Genomic DNA, 20637 nt, shown 5'->3' with positions numbered 1-20637 from the left:
CTTCATGTACTATACCATCTATCTCCTAGCAACGTACAATTAATCGTTTTCATTCTCGCGGCTGACAGTACGTTCGTTACATACTAGTCGATAGACGCTGACCTCGCCTGCTTCATAATACTTGACATTAATCACATCCATCTCTTCATGTGCGATAAGTTTGAAAAGCATCCTTCTTTCTGTCTGCGCCTGATCTATTTCTCCTATTTCAAAACATTCTAAATTATGAATCGTGTCACGTTCTTCCTTGCTTGAAAAAAGTTCATATTCAACCATGATGTTTTCTTCTGTTTTACTGAGTCTTCTAATGGCTTTTATCTTTGCCAATTCTCTGCCAAAATACCCTAACGTCCCAACTAAATCATCATACCAATTAAAAAAAGGGTCCGTTTGGCTTAAAATTCTTTGGATATCAGCAATCTGCTCTTGACTGATGTGCTCATAAACAATATCTGAAGCGCTTTCATTGGAACTTCCCGTTATCCGATAAAGCAGATTCCCTTTTTGATCCAATAAATGGAGCTTCACATTTGTCTCGCCCTTTAAATCTGTGATCCAGATCACCCGACCGATCCGATAATCCCCATAATGCAGCGTATGCTTTTGATAGTTAATCATCACTTTTTCATCCCCTGGAGTACTCTCACTTTAATTATTAGTATAAAAGGAACGCGGATGATTGACTAGTGAACATTTAGTTATAAAAAACCTTTTTTAATTTAAAATTTAAATCAATTGATAACGTTTCTGCTCTTTTTCAGATAATAGAGGGGTTTTAAATAGGATAAAAAAACGCTAACCCCTTCAATGAGGCTAACGCTCTGAACTAATTAGATTCAATGTTAAAGGCTGGCAACAAACGAACGGTTGCTTCATTTAATTGGTTGCCTGCAACCAATTGTTGATCAATAAAGAAATCTGCTTCAGGTAAGGCACCTTGTAATGCCAAAATATTCGCCAACACACACAAACTTAACTCGACACCAACCACTTCGATGCGCTTTTTCTCTTCTTTTCTTGCTTCAGTTAACTCACGAATCTCGATCAATTGCTCCGGTTCTAACGCAAAATAGTTCTTCTTAAATACATATTCCTCTGGCAGAGGTGCAAGCTCTCTTACTATCTGCAATTGTCTTAACTCTTCAGATTCATCTTTGTGTTCGATCGGAATATCTCGAGTAAAAAGAACCAGTTCACCAGACTCGCGCGCTTTTTTTAAACGTTGTTGAATAGCTGGTATGATGCGCGCCGCACCTGTAACATAATTTTTATCCTCAGGATCCAAAATACGATTTTGCATATCCACAATCACTAACATAGCTATCTCCCTCCTGTCACTTAGACAACTTGTTTGATCTGCCAACTATTGATCACCTTTTTGGCAACATCTTCTCATATACAAGCTTAACGTAAATGATTCTGGATGAACACTATTCGGCTTATCGTCACTCGCCGCTTACACTTTAGAGTGTAAGATAACGAACTTTTCAAATGAAAAGAACCCGGCAATCAGTTTTCACCAATTGACGGGTTCTTATGAATCACATTCTTTTACGGCAGCATAGCTTTGTATTTTTGATCCCGCACCTTATTAATAAAGGTCACTACCCGAATCCAATCAGACAGGTACTGTTTTTCCCCCCATTGAAAAAGGTACGGCAGCTCACGAGGAAAATATCGCGTCAAATCAATCGCGTAATCAGAAATCACTACATCTGGGTTTTGACGAATGCCAACAATAATAATCGGCCGCGGGCTGATTCGAACCAGCTTTTGTTTTTGCAGCTGTTCCTCTAGCCCTCTTCCCTTAGATTCGATAGCTACTCGAATTGGCAGATCCCGATCCATTAGGACGTGATACAACAGTTGTGAGACATAGTATTTAAAGGAATTTGAATTAAGCGTTTTTACCCATTCTTCATTTGACGTATCTACGTTATGAGCGATCCTTTCTAGGAGATCAAAGAGATAAAGATATTGATCCTCAATTTCAGAAATCGTCATATAATCCCCAAAAGAATCGATTTGTTTACCCAAGCCAAAGGTTAACAGAAAAGAAAAAATATACGTAGAGTTTATAAACAAAAATCGTTTCTCATCTTGACCAAAACGATACTGTAGATGTTCCTCTATCTGAAGAATCCAATCATCAATCAAACGCCGATAATCGCTCAAAAAGCCAGGCGATTGTAATTGAATCTGCTGCATCGTTTCTTGAGAATAGCTCTGTCCTACTGTAAACATATAATAAATGTACAAGAACTCATCGCTAGATAAATCCTTTTCATAAAGCAAGTTGGCTTCGAAAAAAGGAATTAGTATTTTTTGTTCAAAGAGTTCTCTGGACATAAAAGGATTAAAAAACTTTTTGACCGTTTCTGGGATTGTTTTGATGACATAGCCTTGTTTGATCCGCGTGACTGAAACGGCTAAAAAATTGATAAATCGTTCTTTATCCGCATGTCTGAGAAAAGGAAAATACTCCGTTAAGCTTTGGTAGGCTTCAGTGGCACTTTTTTGAACAATCGGAGGACGATTACTATCAATCTCGTCATAAATATGCCAATAAAAACTATGAAAAAAATAACGAATACGGAATTCATCACCTACTAGATAGCCGTTCTTTTTTAAATTTAAGCCAATCTGATATTGTGCCAAAATGGGGCTGAACTCTCCAATTTGGCGCTGGACCGTCCGGCGACTAAGATACTGACTTTGACTGAAGGCTTCCAGTGATTTAAACTTTTGATGGAAAATCGCATCCCAAATAATAAAAGGAAGTGTCGATTTAGTTAGGTCCACTTGAATTTTATTTAACAAAAAGCGCTCAGAAAACTTTATGATGACTTCCTTATTTTCTCGGTCGATCGAAAATTCGGGGTAATCTTGCTGAATCGTTTCTATCTGATCCAAAACCTGTTTTAGCATCGAGTATGAAATACCCAATTCGTCCGTTAATTCTTTATAACTGAAGACAGAGTTGTAGGATCGATAACAATAGGTAAAAAACTTTTGTACGAGCTGATCTTGTCCCTTAATAAAAGAATCTAGCACGAGAAAGCCTCCTTTGTTCTTTATGAATTTAAGAATATAACATCTTTTTTTATCAAATACAACTAATTAACTCTGGTGTTTTAGACAAAAAAACCGCAAAAAATTTTCGAAGGATAAAATCCGAAGATTCTTTACGGCTTTGATTGTTTCTTGATTATTTAGCTATTGAAAGAATGACTTGTCTTGATCCGCATGAAAACTGTTGTATCATATAAAGCTAGTTTCTTTTGATGCAATTTTTTTCAGACAATAGCCTTTGCCCCATGAGGTTTGCAGCTGCGTTTCATCTAGGCCTTGTTCCTTCATTTTTCTCTTAAGGGACTTAACAATTCCTGATAGGCGGCTTTCCTTTGACCTCGAAGGAGTTGTTTCCCATACGTAAAAGCACATGTCTGTTCGTGAAATACACTTTCCTAGCGATTGCTTCAGTAAACGAAACACCCGATATTCCTGTTTGGTTAGACAATAATCAAAATGTTCTAAAAAGAGAACTTTTTCTTTGCTCAGCGTTGGTTTACCCTTTTGTTCCGTCTGATCACTAGCCGACAATTGCTCTCGCAGCTCTTCGAAATTCAATGTTTGTGAGATAAGGATGGACATTCCTTTCTTTTGCCATTTTTTTCGCAGTTCTTCATTCAAATCAACAATCGTCTTGCGAATCAGAGTACAACTAACTGTTTTTAATCTATCTACGCAAATGACTGCTTCCTGATCCGAGATCGTTTCACTTAGGATCACCTTATCAAAGAAATCAAATTCACCGTCAAATTCCTTTTTTTCTACGTTTAGTAAATCCAAAAATAGCTGCTTACTGCAAAGCACCTCATACCCTAAAACATTTAATTTATTTATAAAATCCTGTTCATAGGAGTAACTTTTTGTTAAAAGTAAAACCGTCATTACCTCCGCACTTTCCTTTCTTTTTGATTTTTCCAGAAGTTTCTCTTCCTTCTTAAGAACAGCATAACCAATAGTAGTAAGCGAAATTCACTTAGAGCGTTCTAACGAATAATTCTTAGGCTGCCAAGGTTGATAGAAAAATCTCAGTTTTACTATCTGTCCGATTCCCCAAAGTGAACTATTTAGTAAGACAATCGTTGGAACTCACCGAGGAAGTTTTACAGTTTAGAAGAGAACGTCCTTTCTTTCTCGTCTATTATTAATCAACTCCATGCATTTGAAATGTCAAAAATAATAAAATCAACTCATAGAAACGTCCCATTTAAACGATAAACAGATAAATAAACAAAAAAATAAAGATCTATCCGTAGGAAAAGATCCTTATTTCCATATATTTGCCCCTTAATTTAAACACGAAATCCACCTTCTTGTTTTCAATCGATTTATAAATCCCACTGGAGAAAAAAATATTTTTAAAGGACGAAACTTTATTTTCAACTTATAAACGACAATCGTTTAGCCGGTTTCAAAAGACCTGATCAGTGAGTGCTTTTAGCTAAAGAGACATTTTCTCACGTCATGGCTCTTCTTTTTGTCACATCCTAAAAGAGGTTCTATTTTATAAAAAAAAGGATTTCATACCGTTCAGAAAACGACATGAAATCCTTCAACACTTTTGTAAGCTTTCATTCAAATTATGATTGAATTGTAATCATATGAGCTTTTATTATCAAAAGTATAACAATTGTTTGTGCAGTATGGATACCTGCTATTATTTTGATCTGCCTAGGAAAAATGAAACGATTAAAACTAAAATGATCGCTCCAATAATTGATGGTACGAGTGCCATCCCTGCTAATGAAGGTCCCCAAGAACCTAATAAAGCTTGTCCTAATGCTGATCCGACTAAACCTGCGACGATATTCGCGATCCAGCCCATGCTGTTTCCTTTACCTGTAATCGCTCCAGCGATTGCTCCAATCACTGCTCCAATAATTAATGACCATAATAAACCCATGATAAATTCCTCCTATTATTTGTTCTTATTTCACTCGTGAATCTTGATTGTCTTCGATTTTTTCTTGTGCTTTATCTGTTCCGCGGTTCATTGCATCTTTGGCTTTATCTGTTTGTTTTGAAGCAAACTCGCCTGTTGTTTTCGCTGCACTAGTTACTTTATCTTGTACGGTTTCACTATCTTGTTCAAACTCTTCTTTGGTTTTGATATCCACCACATGTACATTGACTTCAATGACATCTAAATGCGTCATTTTTTCAACTTCATCATGTGTAACTTTTCTAATTTGATCCGCCACTTCAGTGATATCTTTTCCGTATTCGATCACAACATTCATGTCAACGGCGACTTGTTTCTTGCCGACTTCTGTATCAATTCCAGCCGTCACATTGTCTGTATTGACTAATTTTTCCGCTGCATTAGAGAAGAATCCACCATCGACGGTCAATAACCCATCAATTTTCTCAATGGCAACACCGATGATTTTTTGAATGACTTTGTCATCATAAACCGTTTCACCTCTTATCTGTGAGTCATTCCCTTTGTTCATTTGATTTGTTTGCGTGTGTTCGGGTACTGATTTCTCGTTAAACGAATTGTTTTCTACCATTTCAAATTCCTCCTATTGTATTTTCTTTTACAAATGACCTCTTTCACTGATCCGCTAGTTTGACAGAATCTTTAAGAAGCATTTTTTTGTGAAAGGAAAAATAATTCTACAAGCAATAAAATAACCGCCTTAGAGTTATCATGAACGATTGCTTCATTTCGTTTTCCTTACTTTCACTTAATAGCTTAACGCAAAATGTTTCATCTGAACAATAATCTGCTTACAATTCCATAATTTCAAAAAAATAAATTCGATATTTGAATGAAATGACACAATTTATCATTGACATTAATAAAGTATTCCTTGTACAAAATTATTCTTAAGTCGTTTCGTCTTTACTTACACAGAGATAAAATAACAAAAATCAACATAGGCTTATTTTGCAACATAGTCATTTGACATTCAACGTGACACTTTTAAGAATCATTAGGCAGCTTGGTACCCAAACAGACAGAGGATTATCAATGAGTTGCTTGTCTGCCATACAAAAAAAGACATGACCACCGCTAGGGATGATCCTGTCTTTTCATTCACTGATCTATTCTGTAATGTTCGCAGCATTTTCTTTGATTGTTTGCTTGTACCAATCAAAGGAATCTTTTCTTGTGCGTTTGAGTGAACCCTTTCCTTCATCATCAAGATCCACATGAATGAAGCCATAGCGTTTACTCATCTGACCGGTTGTTGCACTGACTAGATCAATTGGGCCCCAAGTAAGATACCCGATACAGTCTACTTGGTCTAACTCAATTGCTTTTTTGACTTCTAAAATGTGTTTCTTAAGATAGTCGATTCGGTAGGCATCATGGATATGACCATCAGTAGCAACCTCGTCCACTGCCCCCAACCCATTCTCTGTAATCATAATCGGTAAGCCGTATTTGCGATAAGTATAATTCAACAAGTAACGAATGCCTACAGGGTCAATTGCCCACCCCCACTTGCTTACTTCTAGGAAAGGATTCTGTAATCCGCCAAATAATGCACTGGCTTGATCCTCTGCACCTTCATAAGCTGCCACGGAAGACGCATAGTAATTCATTCCGATAAAATCAAGTGTGCCATTTTTGAAGGCCGTCTGATCACGTTCATCGATCTCCAGTTTGATCCCGATGGCCTCATACTCCTTCAATTTGTACTTAGGAAACGCTCCGTTACACATTGCATCTATTTGGTAAAAATCACGATCCATCTGTTTATAGGCGTTTAAAACATTTTCTGGATTGCAGTCAACCGGATAGACAGGTTCGATTCCAAAGACACAGCCCACCTTGTTTTCTGGATTGATCTTTCGAGCTAAATTAACTGCCAAACAGCTTGCAATGGTCATATTATAGCCGATCACTGCCAACGTTCGTTTCTTATCCTCAATTTCAGAAAACTTCAACCCAGCAATGATGTACGTAAAAATATCACTGGCTTCAGATTGAGGATCGATATGGTTCATCTCATTGAACGTTACCCAGTATTTTACTTTATGATTGAAGCTGCGGAACATCGTCTCACAAAATCTTAAATAGAAATCGACCACCTGACGATTTTTCCAAGAACCATATTCCGTCACGAGGTGAATCGGCATCTCAAAATGATACAACGTCACAATTGGCTCAATGCCATGCATTAATAATTCATCAACCACTGCATGATAAAAATCGAGTCCTGCCTGATTGGGTTCTTCTTCATCCCCTTTAGGAAAAATTCGCGACCAGTCAATGGAAATCCGCAAAGCTTTAAAACCCATTTCTGCGAAAAGTGCAATATCTTCCTTGTAGCGATGAAAGAAATCGATTCCTATGTGAGACGGGTATCTGCAGCCGGCTTCAAATTCTGTATGAATGTCACGTGGTTGCCCGTAAGCCCCGACAGTCACTAGATCCATTAAGCCGACACCTTTATTTCCCTCATTTATAGCACCCTCACATTGATGAGCGGCAATACTGCCGCCCCATAAAAAACTCTTATCCATCTTCGCTTTTCCTCTATTCAAAAATTATATTCATTGATAAATCACTGTCACAAACAGACTTATTGGTTTCTGGGATCACATCAAGATAATCGTTCGTATTGGTCACCACAACAATCGTTGTTGGATCATAACCAGCCTGCTTAATCTGATCAAAATCAACCGTTCCTAGTAGTTGACCTGCTTTTACCTTATCACCAGCTGCGACTTTGATGTCAAAGCCTTCACCATTTAACTCGACTGTGTCAATCCCAATATGAATCAGCACTTCCTCGTTTTTCTCTCCCTTGATCCCCATCGCATGTTTCGTTGGGAAAACAACAGTGATTTCACCATCAATTGGAGAATAGATCTCATTGGCCTCAGGAATAATTCCTACCCCTTTTCCTAAAGCACCGGTCGAAAAAGCTTGATCAGCAATTTCCGATAATTGGACTAAGTTTCCTTTTACCACACTTTTTAGAGGAATCGATCTTAAGCCGCTTTTTTCTTTCTCAACAGCTGCTGCTTGAGAAGCAGAAACCTGAACTTCCGCATTTTCTTCAGAAGGAACACCGAGCATATAGGCAGCAACTGCAGCTCCGATAAAACTAATACCGACAGCCGCAACCATGAACCACAAGTTTGCAAAATCGCCATCATTTCCGATATAAGAAGGGAGTCCAAAGAGTCCCCAAGCCACAGAATAGGCTTTAACACCCGTAATCCCAGCAAACAATCCGCCAAGTCCGCCCCCGATCATCACGGCGATGAACGGTCGGCGATATTTAACAAATACCCCATAAATCGCTGGTTCGGTAATACCTAAAATTGCCGAAAGTGTCACTGTACCAAATAATTGTTTTTGCTTGTTGTTTTTCGTCCGTAAAAAGTACCCAAGCATTGCACCGCCCACAGCGATATCAGAGATTGTACAAGATGTAATGAATGCCGGATCAAAGCCATTAGAAGCGATCAGTGAAGCGACGACGGGCATAATAAAGTTTCCCGCACCTAACATGATCAAGAATGGCTGTAATGCGGAGTAAAGCATCATCACGAACCACGCACCGACTGTGTTTAATAACCAGGTAAATACACCAATAATTCCTTCACCTAAGTAAAAACCAATGGGACCGAAAACCAGAAGTGTCGCCGGCAGCATAATTACCATGACTAACAAAGGTGTCAGAAACAGTTGTAACGAACTTGGTACGATTCGCTTTACATATTTCGTTACGTAGCCCATTACCCACACAGCGATCAAAATAGGCACGAAGCTGTTAGAGTAGGTAATTTCAGGTAGTGAAAGGCCGAACATCGTTAATCCCGATTGCCCATTGATCGAGTCTGATAAAATGGTGACTGCTAAAGCAACGGCCAAATAAGGATTCGCACCTAAACGTTTGGCGCAACTCATTGCCATGAAAATTGGCAAGAAATAGAAAACCGCACTTCTTAAGGTATCAAAGATAATGTATGTTGAGCTTTCTGGTGAAATAATGCCAGTCAATGAAACGATCGAAAGTACTGCTGCTAATAGTCCTGCACAGATAATCGGTTCAAGAATCGGTGTCATGGATTCCGAAACGACATCGAGTGCTGCTTTCACGAAATTTTTCTTTTCCTTGGGTCCTGATTCTTGGGCTTCTGGATTTAACCCAATCATACTGACTAATTCTTTATACACATCGTTGACATGGGTTCCCACGATAATCTGATAGGCCACTTGATTACTGACCACATCAATTACGCCGTCCATGTCCTTGATCGCTTCGGTTTGTGCTTTCGAGCGATCTTTTAAAGTAAAACGCAAGCGTGTCATGCAATGTACCACTGCTTGAATATTGTCTTTCCCGCCAACTAAATCAATAATGGTTTGATTGAATTCTTGGTATTTCATTTCTGTTCGTCCTTTCTTTCTGTCACACGATTAATATGGATCATTAAATAGGTATATTCATCTTTGGTTAAATAGTGATTGAATCTACCCTTCACGTAAATATCAATTTTTTCTGTTGCTTGAAATGCCTCAGGATAAAGCAGTTTTACTTGGTCGTACAGGCCGGCACTGTCTTGACTATAAATTTCCTGCTTTCTCAGTCGTTCGATAAAATACTGTAAATGAGTGACTAAACGCATATAGTTCATAGACGTTTCGTCTAGTGTGATATTAAAGTGGTATTTGATGATATTTAAGATATCTCTCAAAATTTCCATACTTTCCAGCGTCTCATCGAGCAAAGACTGACTCTCCTGAATGTTGACAAAATGTAAGGCGATCGAAACGGCTTCCTCGTCAGGAAATTCAATCTCGAAGGTCTGGCGCATCAATTTCACCGCATGCAATCCGATATCATAGAATTTGGGATAAAACTTCTGAACCTCCCAAGTTAATGGACTGCGGATAAACTGCTCCTTTTCTCCTCGTCGAATCGCAAAAGTAAGATGATCCAGCAGTGCCAAATACAAATAATCATTTGCCTCTTGCTTCGTCACAAACTCGCCATAAGCAACGATATCATTCAATAAATGAATCATTTTTTCATCTGAATGTGTCAGCAAGTAACTGAAATGCTCCAGGCGGTCCTTTGAATCTAGTACATAGGTTTTTTCGATTTCAGAATCATCAATTCGTTGGCCAACGTTCTTTTTAAAAGAGATTCCCGGTGAATAAACAATCGACTCGTGTCCACCCTTTTCAATTATCGCAATATTATTATTCAAGATTTTAACTACTTTCATCTCTTACTCCTTTCCAGAAAAAAAACTCAGATTACAGACTAAACAAACCGACAAATTCGGTACGTTTAGTGCATAATCTGAGTTCTGCCTGCATGACCAGTCACATAACTCTAAGAATAACTACGGTGTCATTCCTAGTCTTTTTTCTTTCTTACATGATTATAGTAGCAGGTGAAATTACTGGTGTCAACGCTTACTTTTATTTTAGCAACTTTTTTAATCGTACTCCTTTTAGCTGCAAAAACAGCGAAGGATGGACTATTTACCGAGGGACTCCTAGCTCCTTCACTGTATCCACAACACTTTCATGAGCCACATTCGTTACATCAAAATGTAAAATTTTAAAGGTCGCCTCTAAAATAAAACTGATTCCAAAAACAGAGATAATCGTTCCAATACCAACTTTTGCTCCTAATAACCAACCGATCAAAAGAACCGTTCCTTCAATAATCCCACGAACAATTCCAATCGGTACCTTTGGCATCCGTTTTCCTAGTGCGACCATCAACGCATCCCGTGGTCCGCAGCCCAACGAGGCTCCGATGTAAAAGTAACTGCCTACACAGATCGACACCTGCCCCAGTAGGAGCATCACTACACCCGAGAAAAAATGATGCATTTGCGGAATCACATCAGCCGCTTGGATCATATCAACAAAAGTTCCGATCAAAATCGTGTTAAGAATCGTGCCAAAACCAATTTTCTCTTTTAACGCTACATCCACCACTAAGATGACCAATCCGCTGATGATCAAAATATTTCCATAGGTCTGATTTGTCAGATAGGCAATTCCCATACTAAATGCTTCCCAGGAAGCTAACCCAATATTGGCTTGAATCGTTAAAAATGACCCCAACGCAAATAGAAACAACCCGACTATCAACTTAACCAACCTTACACTATACCCCTTCATTTCAGTCCTTCTTTCTATTCTCTGAACATCAACATCAAAATGTGTGTGTCTTTATCCGTCGTATTCGCATATTTGTGATTGCAATTCGCTAAAAACTGAATGGCTTCACCTTCCTCCAGTTCAAAGCGCTTTTCCCCTACTTGGATGTCCAATACCCCTTGCGTACAAATAATATATTCTCTGATTCCCGCCTCATGATACTCAGACAGCCGTTCCGAATGCGGTGCGATTACATGTCGCAAAATCTCAAATTTCTTATCTGGATCATATTCAAACAAATTGAAGGTAGCAAATCCCTCCGAAGTCGAATAATGCTTCGTTGTACTTTTTTTGATCACCGAGACTTCCGGCGTCTCCATATACGTCAGCTGAGCTAACGGAACGTTGATCCCGGTACAAATTTTCTCCAGCATCGAGATCGTCGGACTTTTCGTACACCGTTCAATCTCACTCAACATGCTCTTGCTGACTCCTGAAAGCCTTGCCAAATCATCTAATGTCAGATTTCTTTCCTGACGAATCCGTTTAATATTACGACTGATCATTTCATTTGCTGAAATCATATTACCCTCCAAAATACTATATTGGATAAAATCTACTATAGTGAATAAGATACGGATGATAAGGCCATTTGTCAATAGAAGAAAAGGAGATAATAAACAATGTTTTTTGGAACAACCGACAGTCGCTACCTGAATAAATTGGAAATAGTTCTTACTCTATCCAAAAAAAGACCTGTTATGAAGCAACCTAAGATAAGATACATTAGCTTTTGGGTCTAACGTAGCTAAAAAAAGGTTTACTTCAGAACAGGTCGATTTTCTAGATTCATTTTACTAACGGATCGTCACACGCTTAAAAAATTGTTGGAACCAATCCGCCATCTAGACGCAATGCCGCTCCTGAAAACGATCGCGCATAAGGACTAGAGACAAACGCCGCAAAACGGCCAATTTCTTCTGGACGAATCAATCGTTGAATTTGAGATAACGGGCGATGATTTTTCATAAAGTCGCTTTCCCATTCACTTTCTGGCAAATCCGTGTCACTATACATGTCCACTAACATTTGTTGAACACCTTCAGTCAACGTCGAACCTGGCATGATCGTATTAACGGTCACATTCGTTCCCTTTGTTAGTTTAGACAAGCTTTTTGCCAAAGAAAGGTTCATGGTTTTCGTCAAACTGTACTGCGGCATTTCACCAGAAGGCATGATCGCTTCTTCACTCGCAATAAAGATCACTCGACCAAAATCAGCAGATAGCATTTTCGGCAAATAAAACTTCGCCAACGCATTTCCTGAATAGAAATTTACATCGATGAAATGCTGCCAAAGCTCATCTGAAATGTCAAAATAGTCCTTTGGCTGAAAAATCCCCATATTGTTGATTAAAATATCCACATTGGAATAGGCTTCAAATAGCTCTTGACGTTCGCTTTCCTCCGCTAGATCATAGGCTGCTGACTGTGGTGTTGTTTGCGGAAACTGCGTCTTGATTTCCTGCACAACAGCTTCAACTTCCTGATTATGGCGACCATTGATAATGACATTTGTCCCTTCTTTTGCTAGTTCCCAAGCAATCGCCTTTCCGATACCTTTCGTTGAACCGGTGACCAATGCGGTCTTTCCTGTTAAATTTAAATCCATTTTATCTCCTCCAGTCATTCCTTCGCTAAACAATTATGTTCTTCCACCATAATCTCTGTACGGAGCGGTTGTCAATTAGTAAGGCTCTGCACCCCTCAACTATAATGAGAACAGCAAAAAGACTTAAGCCAACGCTTAAGTCTCCTCTCTATAATACAAGTTTATTTCTTTCACGGAAGGAATCACTCTTTCATAGCCTCTGTCTATTCGTTCGATTAGCCGTTGCATTATTTTTTCATCTGCATGATGCAACCGTTAAATGAATCACTAACCAGACTACGCGTAACCCAAATCATGGCAGATCAAATAGCACGCTGATTCAGCGCGCAAAAAAGTTGATGTAAAAAGTCCGATTTAGACATTAAAGTACATAGTTTCTAACTCATCCCAACGTTGGCTTTTTTGATGAGATAAAAAGAATCGGTTACTCTTGTTTTCGGAGGCGATTTCGTTTTTTACTAGGTGTGACTGGAGGCGATTCCTTATTTGCTGCAGCCGGTTGTTCAACCTTCGGCTCTTCTTCCTGAAATTTCCCTGTGATGATGAGTTTTACGGGGTCAGTCGTTTCATCTACCGCAAGATCTTCTACCAGCACTCGTGGCGGCAAGCATGAAGAGATCAGCAAAAAAGCCTCACTTTCACCGATATCTTGGGGTTTGACCCCCATTGGCAGTTCGATGGTCTGGATCAACCATCCAGGACTTGGATACTCGTTTGTAATAGTCAAATCTTCTGGAATTCGGATGGTTTCTTTATCATGAACAGGTTCTTGGACCTGAGGAATGTCTTCTGCTTGTACGGGTTCTACCACCATAGGCATTGCTACTGGCGCTTCATCCGTGTCGTTTTTCGCATCTTTTTTATCATCAAAGATTTCTGTTTCCAGCATTTCGATTAGTTTCGCACGGCGGACTTCATCAAATAAACGAACATCATTTTTATCGTAGATGCTTAATTTCGTCAATTTGGTTAACGATGCCTGGATTTCATCCGGTTTTTTTGTCGCATCAAAATCCTTGAAGCGTAAACGATGGGCCTTGCCATCGCTTCTACCAAATTCTACAGCAAGTGTCGTCGTTGATGTCATCTGTTTCCTTCCCTTCTATTTCTCTTCTTCCTATTCAGATGGCAGTCACTGCAACGATTCAGTCAGTCCAGCTAGTGGGGCTTCGATAAATTGTGTATACAAGCCCTTCAGCTTTTTCGTCACCGCAGTATAAGTCTTCGCAGGAAATAACTTAATTTGTAGCAGACGCCAGTCTTTCTTTTTGAAATATTCTGCAAAATATACATAAAGATCACGCAGCACGGCATTTGATCGCGTGCGCATGAAGATATGCTGAACCAGCTCAGGTAATACGAATGAAAAGTCCTTTTCGCAGATTTCGTCCCGTACTTGTAGCGCTACTAACATTTCGATCGCGCCATTGCCGTCATTGGTCTCATGATAATACTGAGTAATACGCTTTTCTAAATTCTTACGCGTTAGCGTGAATAATTGACGTTCACTTAATCCGTAATCTTTCATACTTAGTTCTCCTTTTTAAATGGATTCTTTTACTCCAAAATCTGATGGTGATGGCCCGTCACCATGTTGAAGTCTAGTCCTTTTTCACTTTACAAAAATAACATACGCCTTTTATCTCTCTTTTTCAGACCAGAATGTTAAAACCAAATTAAGTAATAGAATTTTTCTTATAAGATAACTAATTTTATTATATATCCCTTTTGAAACCCTGGATTACTGTTAAAAAATTACTATAAACCCAAATATCCTTTAAGAACTTCTGACTTTAAAATAATTCGCAAAAAAAAAGATCCTAAGCTTTGTCGCTCATGATCTTCCTTTGCTTCATCACTTTTTATGATTTTCGCTTGTTCAAGAGTGCTACCGCTCCTGCTGACATGAAAACGCCAAGTGCCGCTAATCCAACGCTGGACGCCATTCCTGATTTTGGATAGCTTTTCACGGATGTTGCTGATCCTGCTGCTGTTCTGTTGCTCGGGGTCGTACTGACGCCTCCACTCTTTTTCAACACCAAGCCGTTAAGTGCCTGTTGTAGCGTATCAAATGCCGCGTTGACTTTTTCTTCATCATAAGGAAATTTATTCAGCACGTCTTCGGCTTCTTTCAAAGCGGCTTGATACCTGTTCCAGCTATCTTCTGTATAATCGTTTTTCTCTCGTTGTTTTTCTTTCTCCTTCGTGATCAACTCTTCCAGTTCAGTCGCTTTTGTCGCGGAAACTGTCGTACGAACCGTTGTCGTTTGTTCGCCTTCTGCTGCGAGCGTGTGAACTGGAAGTCCAGTAAGTACAAAGAGTGAGAAAACACACAAAATCTTTTTCATGACGTTCCCCTCCTATTCTATCGCAGATGTAAAGATGATCTTCCCTTCATATCTTCCTGGTTTTGCTTTCGCCCATGCTTCTTTCTCAATCTTCAAATTCAGTTTTGCCGTTTTTTGAGTCACAGCGTCTTGCGCACCCCAGGTATCACTTTTCCAATCCTCGCCTTTTTCATTTGTTAAGCGAAATGGTAGTGTGGGTGCCTGTTTGCTGTCCTTATTCTTCATCTCATCGATTGTTGCCGAGATTCGTACCTGTTGATCTGGCGCCAAATCTCCCGATACTTTTAACTCAGAAAGAGCAGTCGTCTCTGCGTTCTTCATGATCTCTTGGTTAGCCGGAATCGTTAATGTATAGTTTGAAGGGATCGTCGTTGTTATTTCAGTTGTTTTTTCTTCCGCCAATACCGTAATAGGCAGAAAGAAAATGCCTAAAATGACCAAATATTTTTTCATTTTATTTTCTCCCTATGACTTCTGTGACATCAGCAACGAAGGTGATCGTTGTTTTATAACTACCCGCTTTTTTATCTCCAGTTATCTCTGAAAACATGAATGCCTCTAGGACTCCACTCTCACTTTTGTTCGTTGCTTTGACTAAGAGGTCGCCCTTTTTCAAAACTTTTGAGTCATTTTGTTTAGTCAATTTTGTTGAAAGAGTATGATTGGTCGAGAGGTCTTTTTGTCGTTTCAATGAAATCGTTCCATCCTCCGAGATAGATTCATTTTCAGAGCTAAGGGTGATACTTAACTGTTTTACTGGTTCAATATTGTGCCCACTTGTCCCAAGCTTAAGTTCTGTTGTATTCTGTAAATCAATCTTTTGCGGAATGACTAGTGTATAACTATTTTCTACCTTGTAGTTTACTTCTGTTTCTTCCCCATGGACCATTTCCACAAATCCCAGTGCCAGTAAACTCACCAGCATGGTTCCAATCAGTATGTTTTTCATATTGCTTTCCTCCCTTACTGAACATTCAATGTCAAGTTGATCTCAGAACCATTCAGCGGTTCCTGCTCTTTTAAGCTAAAGCACTCGTATTTGAGAAACGCCTGATCATAGCTGCCGGCGGCTAACGGTTGATCCAGCGTTAAATCATAAATGGCTTTGCCCGGCTCCAAAAGCTTTGATTCCCATAGTTTCGTTTCTGCGTCCTGCCATAATGAAAGCTTGAAGTAGCAAGTATTTTTCTTCGGATTGTGGAAATTGACCTGTTGCTCTTTGGTTTCGGCCTTTAAAGAAATACTGTCAAAGCCGGGAATCTCAATCGTTGGAGAGGATTCTCGTGAGACTTTCCGTTCTCCTGTCCACTCTTCTGCCGATTCCACATCGGCCAGCAAGGTTTCCTCATTTTGCGAATAACGATAGATCATGAAGCCCCCAACAAGAAAAACGACTAGGAGAATGCTTGCGATAAGTGATTTTTTCTTCATGGCTCTACCTCCTCAGTCGTGCGGGTGGTTTCAAAAATCAATGTGCCTTTGTAACTGCCCGCTTGTAGCGGATCATTGCCTGTTGTTCCCGTCGGACTGCCGAGCACCATATCTGTTTCTTTTTCGACGCTGTTTGATGACAGTGTTAACCCTGCATAAGTAATCAGCGAATGCGCTTGTTTTGTGTCGTCGCCTTGATTTTTTAATATCAAATTATCATCAGACATGCCCGTAGCAGATAAACTTGTTGAGACCTTTTTGGTGTATCCAGAAACTTGGTAAAATTCATTGGTCAGCTTGACTTGTACTTTTTTTTCTTTCTCTTCCAAAGTGACAGATTTTGGAATCGTTAGTTTATAGGTTGATGCAGGAACAAATTTGTCCTCCTTCCATTCGATAAAGGACTCATTATTCGCAACTGTGACTACATGCTTTTCTTTTGGCAAATAGAGATAGAAGTGATCGTCATCGATGTGTTTCCCGCTGACTTTCCAATCAGTTGTGCCGGCCTTAAGCGTTGAACCGTTTGAATAAGAAGAGGCATCCGCTTGGTATAATCCGAGTGGCGTAGTGCCGTCGCTGGTTGGAGACGGATTGATTGGTGTTTGTCTAGCTGAAGCGTTAACCGAGCCACCAGTAATGATTACATCGCCCTCAGAATCTTTATTTTTATCCCCATCTCCGATACCGGGAGCATAATCATTACCAGCGGCAGTTATCGTCCCACCACTGATGTTAACTAATCCGCTGCCGTTATAACCACCACCAATTGCCGCAGCATAAGTTCCGCTTTTAGCTATGATCACACCTCCAGTAATTGTGACTTTTCCACTACTACTTCCAGCAGTATCTCGATTCCCGCCACCGATGCCAGAAGCAAAATACCCACCAGCGGCAGTAATCAGTCCTCCATGAATTTCAATCCAGCCTCTCTTAGAATTCCCACCACCTATACCCGCTCCAGCAGAACCTCCTTGAGCTTCCAAACTACCAGCATAACCCTGATAATCTCCAGATCCACTGTTGATGACTAAAGAACTTTTTGAAAAGTTATCATTCTGCAACCCTGCGCATTGTCTCGCACTTTTTAACTGATTCTCTCCGACTAAATCAATGATTGCGGTAGCTTTTGCATCGATTCGGAATGCGGCTTTCTCAAAATCCCCGGACAAGTCGATCTTCACGTCATTTAACCTCACAGTGACACCCGTACCAGTGACTTTGATCCGATCTTTCGTTGTCGTCTCCACTCCGCTGCGCATCGAAAGGTTGTATGTTTCATCATTACCAGCAAGTATTACCTCATTATCGGAATATGAAACACCTGTAAAGTTATCCACCATCAAATCCGACTCCCATAAAATAAATTTATTCGCTTGTTCATCCCAAATAACAGTGTAGTTCTTCTGTTGTCCATTCGTTATTACAGTAACGGTATGATTTTCTTTCATCATATACAGATAGGCTTTATCATCCTCTTTGTGCAGTCCATTAACTTGATAATCCATATTATCTACTAAAATCTGAGACTCTTCTTCGAAAGGAATCAGATTGCAGAGTGCCACGTCTATGTTCTCAACGTTTTGCGGTCTTGGATAAATACTATCAAACGTTGTGTCGACTAAGGCTTTCACAGAGCCACCACTGATAGTGACTTTTCCACCAGTTTCAGCTCCATTTTGCCCTCTGCCTATTCCATTTGCCTTTTGTCCTCCGGTAGCCGTAACCGTTCCCCCTGTGATGGTTACCACGCCGACTCCTACGCTTCCTCCACCTATGCCTGAACCTCCTGAATTGCCTCCTGAATTTTGTCCTGTCGCGGTAATTTTTCCTCCAGTGATGGTTACCGTACCGATGGTCCCTCCAGAACCACCACCGATACCTGAACCTCCATAAATCCCTCCGATTGCGGCAATGTTCCCCTTATTAATGATTACCGTACCATTTCCGCTAGAACCGCCGCCGATACCTGAACCGTTGCCATTACTCGTAGCTGTAATGTCGCCGTCCTCAATTGTAACCGTTCCCGTTTTTCCGCCACCACCGCCGATACCTGAACCAGTGACATCACCCGTTGCGTTGATTTTTCCTCCACGAATCGTTATCGTGCCGGTCCCGTTATTACCGCCGCCGATACCTGAACCTCCCGAACTACCAATGGCTGTGATATTTCCTCCAGTGATAGTTACCGTACCTTTTTCGTTATTCGCTCCGCCGATGCCTGCCCCTCCAGAACTACCAGTGGCGGTCAAACTACCGGCATAGCCTTGAATGGTGCCTTTCCCACTCTCAATAATTAACGATTCCTCTGTTTCATTGTCATTTTGCAGTCCTGCCTTTAATGAACCGCCCTTTAATTCATTCTCTCCCGCCAAATTAATCGTGGCGGATGCATTAGATTCAATCAGTAAAGCGGCTTTTAAAACCTTGCTTGACATGTCAATCTTCACATTATTCAGTTTGACTGTCACATTTGTACCTGTGATTTTGATTCGATCTTTCGTTGTTTTCGCTAACCCACCATACATGGATATTTCGTAGGTTTGATTGTTGCCACTGAGAATTAGCTCTTGATCCGAATAAGTAACGCCATTGAAATGGTCAGCTATTAATTCCGATTCCCATAAAACAAACTTTTGAGTATCTTCATTCCAAAATACAAGATAGTTTTCCTGTTGATTCCCCTTTTTCACAGTGATCGTGTGGTTCTCTTTGGTCACATAGAGATAATACTTTTCAGCATTCTCATGTGATTTTTTAAAATTATAATTCACATCGTCAACCAAAATATCCGCATCTTCTTGGACATTAATAAGATCGCAAAGCTTGACTTCTTTATTTGAATTATTTACTGGGCTAGGTTGTATGCTATCTTCAACACTTCTTCTGCTTGTCTTGACGTTTCCTCCATTTATGATTACCTTCCCGTAGGTCTCCATTTCCCCACGTCCGATATCTGAGCCCTTGGTATCGCCAGTTGCTGTAATTGTGCCGCCATTAATCGTTACCGTACCAGTAGGACGATTTGCTCCTCCACCTCCACCGATTCCGGCACCACCATACTTCCCACCAGTTGCTATAATAATTCCATCGTTAATCGTCACTGTACCTTTTTTATTGGAACCACCTCCAATACCTGCAGCTTGAACTGTACTAATCGCTGTAATCAGTCCACCGTTAATTTCGACTGCACTATCGAAATTCTGGGTTCCGCCGATGCCTGCTCCACGATTTCCTCCAGTTGCTTCTAAACTTCCAGCATATCCTTGATAGTTTCCGGGACTGCTGGTAATCACTAGAGATTTCGAGGTGTCATTGTTATTCTGCAAACCAGCACAGTTATTCCCACTCTGTAGTTTATTTTCTCCAACCAAATCAATCGTAGCTGAGGCACCAGATTCAACTGATATTGCCGCTTGACCATAGTTTGCCGAAACATCAATCTCCAAACTATCCAAGGTCAGCAGGACGTTCTCAGCAGTAATAATTATCCGATCTTCGGTCGTGGTTCCCGATACGCGATAACTTCCGCCTTTGAGAAATTTCAATACAGGCGCTTCGAAGACATAATTCTCTCCATAAGTGCCTCCTTCAACAGTAAAATCACCCGTGTCCATACTTTGTATATCTGCCTTGTTCAGACCTTTTTCAGGCATCACTGAGTCTTCTATGTTCTCAGTAGTTTCATGTGGTTCCTCCACAATTTCGACTGGCTCGTCCGTTTCTTCTGACCCTTCCTGGACTTCTTGTGTCTCTATTGGCGCTTCCTCTACATCAGTCTTTTCTAACTCTTCGTTTGTTGTTTCCGGAATATCCAAAACTGGTGGTGCCTCGGGCAATGATTCTTCAGGGGATTTTATCAACTGAGGTTCTTCCACCACCGCTTCAGTCGTCGTCTCAGCAATCACTACCGAAACACTAGAAAAAACCAAACCTGTAAGTAGCAACAACGTTAAAAATAACGAAAACCTCTTACTCACTTTCTTCAACATCCACTTCCTCCTTTTTTTGACAATGCAGAAAACT

At 40.1% G+C, this 20637-nt stretch carries 19 protein-coding genes; all 19 read right to left on the bottom strand.

What is annotated here, in order from left to right; genetic code table 11:
- Positions 1–39: 39 nt before the first annotated feature.
- Positions 40–621, bottom strand: coding sequence for a hypothetical protein (locus tag IGI44_RS21995; RefSeq protein ID WP_438790046.1), 582 nt, complete (start codon positions 619–621; stop codon positions 40–42).
- A gap of 205 nt (positions 622–826) precedes the next feature.
- Positions 827–1318, bottom strand: a complete 492-nt coding sequence (locus tag IGI44_RS21990) for an isochorismatase family cysteine hydrolase (RefSeq protein WP_438790045.1) — start codon at positions 1316–1318, stop codon at positions 827–829.
- Between the two features lie 233 nt (positions 1319–1551).
- A complete protein-coding gene (locus IGI44_RS21985; protein WP_438790044.1) occupies positions 1552–3054 on the bottom strand; it encodes a helix-turn-helix domain-containing protein in 1503 nt (500 codons plus the stop codon).
- Between the two features lie 207 nt (positions 3055–3261).
- A complete protein-coding gene (locus tag IGI44_RS21980) occupies positions 3262–3954 on the bottom strand; it encodes a helix-turn-helix domain-containing protein (protein WP_438790043.1) in 693 nt (230 codons plus the stop codon).
- Positions 3955–4726: 772 nt separating this feature from the next.
- Positions 4727–4972, bottom strand: a complete 246-nt coding sequence (locus IGI44_RS21975) for a GlsB/YeaQ/YmgE family stress response membrane protein (RefSeq protein WP_010744311.1) — start codon at positions 4970–4972, stop codon at positions 4727–4729.
- 25 nt (positions 4973–4997) lie between these two features.
- Positions 4998–5582 carry an Asp23/Gls24 family envelope stress response protein gene (locus IGI44_RS21970; protein ID WP_438790042.1) on the bottom strand — a complete coding sequence of 195 codons (585 nt, stop codon included), beginning with the start codon at positions 5580–5582 and terminating at the stop codon, positions 4998–5000.
- A gap of 538 nt (positions 5583–6120) precedes the next feature.
- Entirely contained in the window at positions 6121–7548 is a 1428-nt protein-coding gene (locus tag IGI44_RS21965) for a family 1 glycosylhydrolase (protein WP_438790041.1), read from the bottom strand.
- Between the two features lie 13 nt (positions 7549–7561).
- Positions 7562–9427, bottom strand: coding sequence for a beta-glucoside-specific PTS transporter subunit IIABC (locus IGI44_RS21960; protein ID WP_438790040.1), 1866 nt, complete (start codon positions 9425–9427; stop codon positions 7562–7564).
- The gene (locus IGI44_RS21955; protein WP_438790039.1) at positions 9424–10269 is read right to left on the bottom strand and encodes a PRD domain-containing protein; all 846 of its coding nucleotides are present in this window, start codon (positions 10267–10269) and stop codon (positions 9424–9426) included. The genes IGI44_RS21960 and IGI44_RS21955 overlap by 4 nt, the downstream gene beginning before the upstream one ends.
- Before the next feature lie 262 nt (positions 10270–10531).
- A complete protein-coding gene (locus IGI44_RS21950; RefSeq protein ID WP_438790038.1) occupies positions 10532–11182 on the bottom strand; it encodes a YczE/YyaS/YitT family protein in 651 nt (216 codons plus the stop codon).
- A gap of 14 nt (positions 11183–11196) precedes the next feature.
- Positions 11197–11745, bottom strand: a complete 549-nt coding sequence (locus tag IGI44_RS21945; protein ID WP_438790037.1) for a helix-turn-helix domain-containing protein — start codon at positions 11743–11745, stop codon at positions 11197–11199.
- 292 nt (positions 11746–12037) lie between these two features.
- Complete coding sequence (locus IGI44_RS21940) at positions 12038–12832, bottom strand: SDR family NAD(P)-dependent oxidoreductase (protein WP_438790036.1); 795 nt, start codon at positions 12830–12832, stop codon at positions 12038–12040.
- Positions 12833–13256: 424 nt separating this feature from the next.
- Positions 13257–13919 (bottom strand): DUF2922 family protein, encoded by a 663-nt coding sequence (locus tag IGI44_RS21935; protein WP_438790035.1) that lies wholly within the window; start codon positions 13917–13919, stop codon positions 13257–13259.
- Between the two features lie 45 nt (positions 13920–13964).
- Positions 13965–14360, bottom strand: coding sequence for a hypothetical protein (locus tag IGI44_RS21930; RefSeq protein WP_438790034.1), 396 nt, complete (start codon positions 14358–14360; stop codon positions 13965–13967).
- A gap of 334 nt (positions 14361–14694) precedes the next feature.
- Positions 14695–15180: a hypothetical protein gene (locus IGI44_RS21925; RefSeq protein ID WP_438790033.1), complete on the bottom strand. Its 486-nt coding sequence runs from the start codon at positions 15178–15180 to the stop codon at positions 14695–14697.
- 12 nt (positions 15181–15192) lie between these two features.
- Positions 15193–15633: a hypothetical protein gene (locus IGI44_RS21920; RefSeq protein WP_438790032.1), complete on the bottom strand. Its 441-nt coding sequence runs from the start codon at positions 15631–15633 to the stop codon at positions 15193–15195.
- Between the two features lies 1 nt (position 15634).
- Positions 15635–16129 carry a hypothetical protein gene (locus IGI44_RS21915; RefSeq protein WP_438790031.1) on the bottom strand — a complete coding sequence of 165 codons (495 nt, stop codon included), beginning with the start codon at positions 16127–16129 and terminating at the stop codon, positions 15635–15637.
- Between the two features lie 14 nt (positions 16130–16143).
- Positions 16144–16611, bottom strand: a complete 468-nt coding sequence (locus IGI44_RS21910) for a tRNA (uracil-5-)-methyltransferase (protein ID WP_438790030.1) — start codon at positions 16609–16611, stop codon at positions 16144–16146.
- On the bottom strand, positions 16608–20603 hold the full coding sequence (locus IGI44_RS21905; protein ID WP_438790029.1) for a hypothetical protein: 3996 nt from the start codon (positions 20601–20603) through the stop codon (positions 16608–16610). The genes IGI44_RS21910 and IGI44_RS21905 overlap by 4 nt, the downstream gene beginning before the upstream one ends.
- Positions 20604–20637 lie beyond the last annotated feature (34 nt).

It is taken from the genome of Enterococcus sp. DIV0756 (genome assembly GCF_051710745.1).
Classification (GTDB): domain Bacteria; phylum Bacillota; class Bacilli; order Lactobacillales; family Enterococcaceae; genus Enterococcus_A.
The sequence above is the reverse complement of the archived record's forward strand: the minus strand, read 5'-3'. Positions and strand labels throughout refer to the sequence as shown.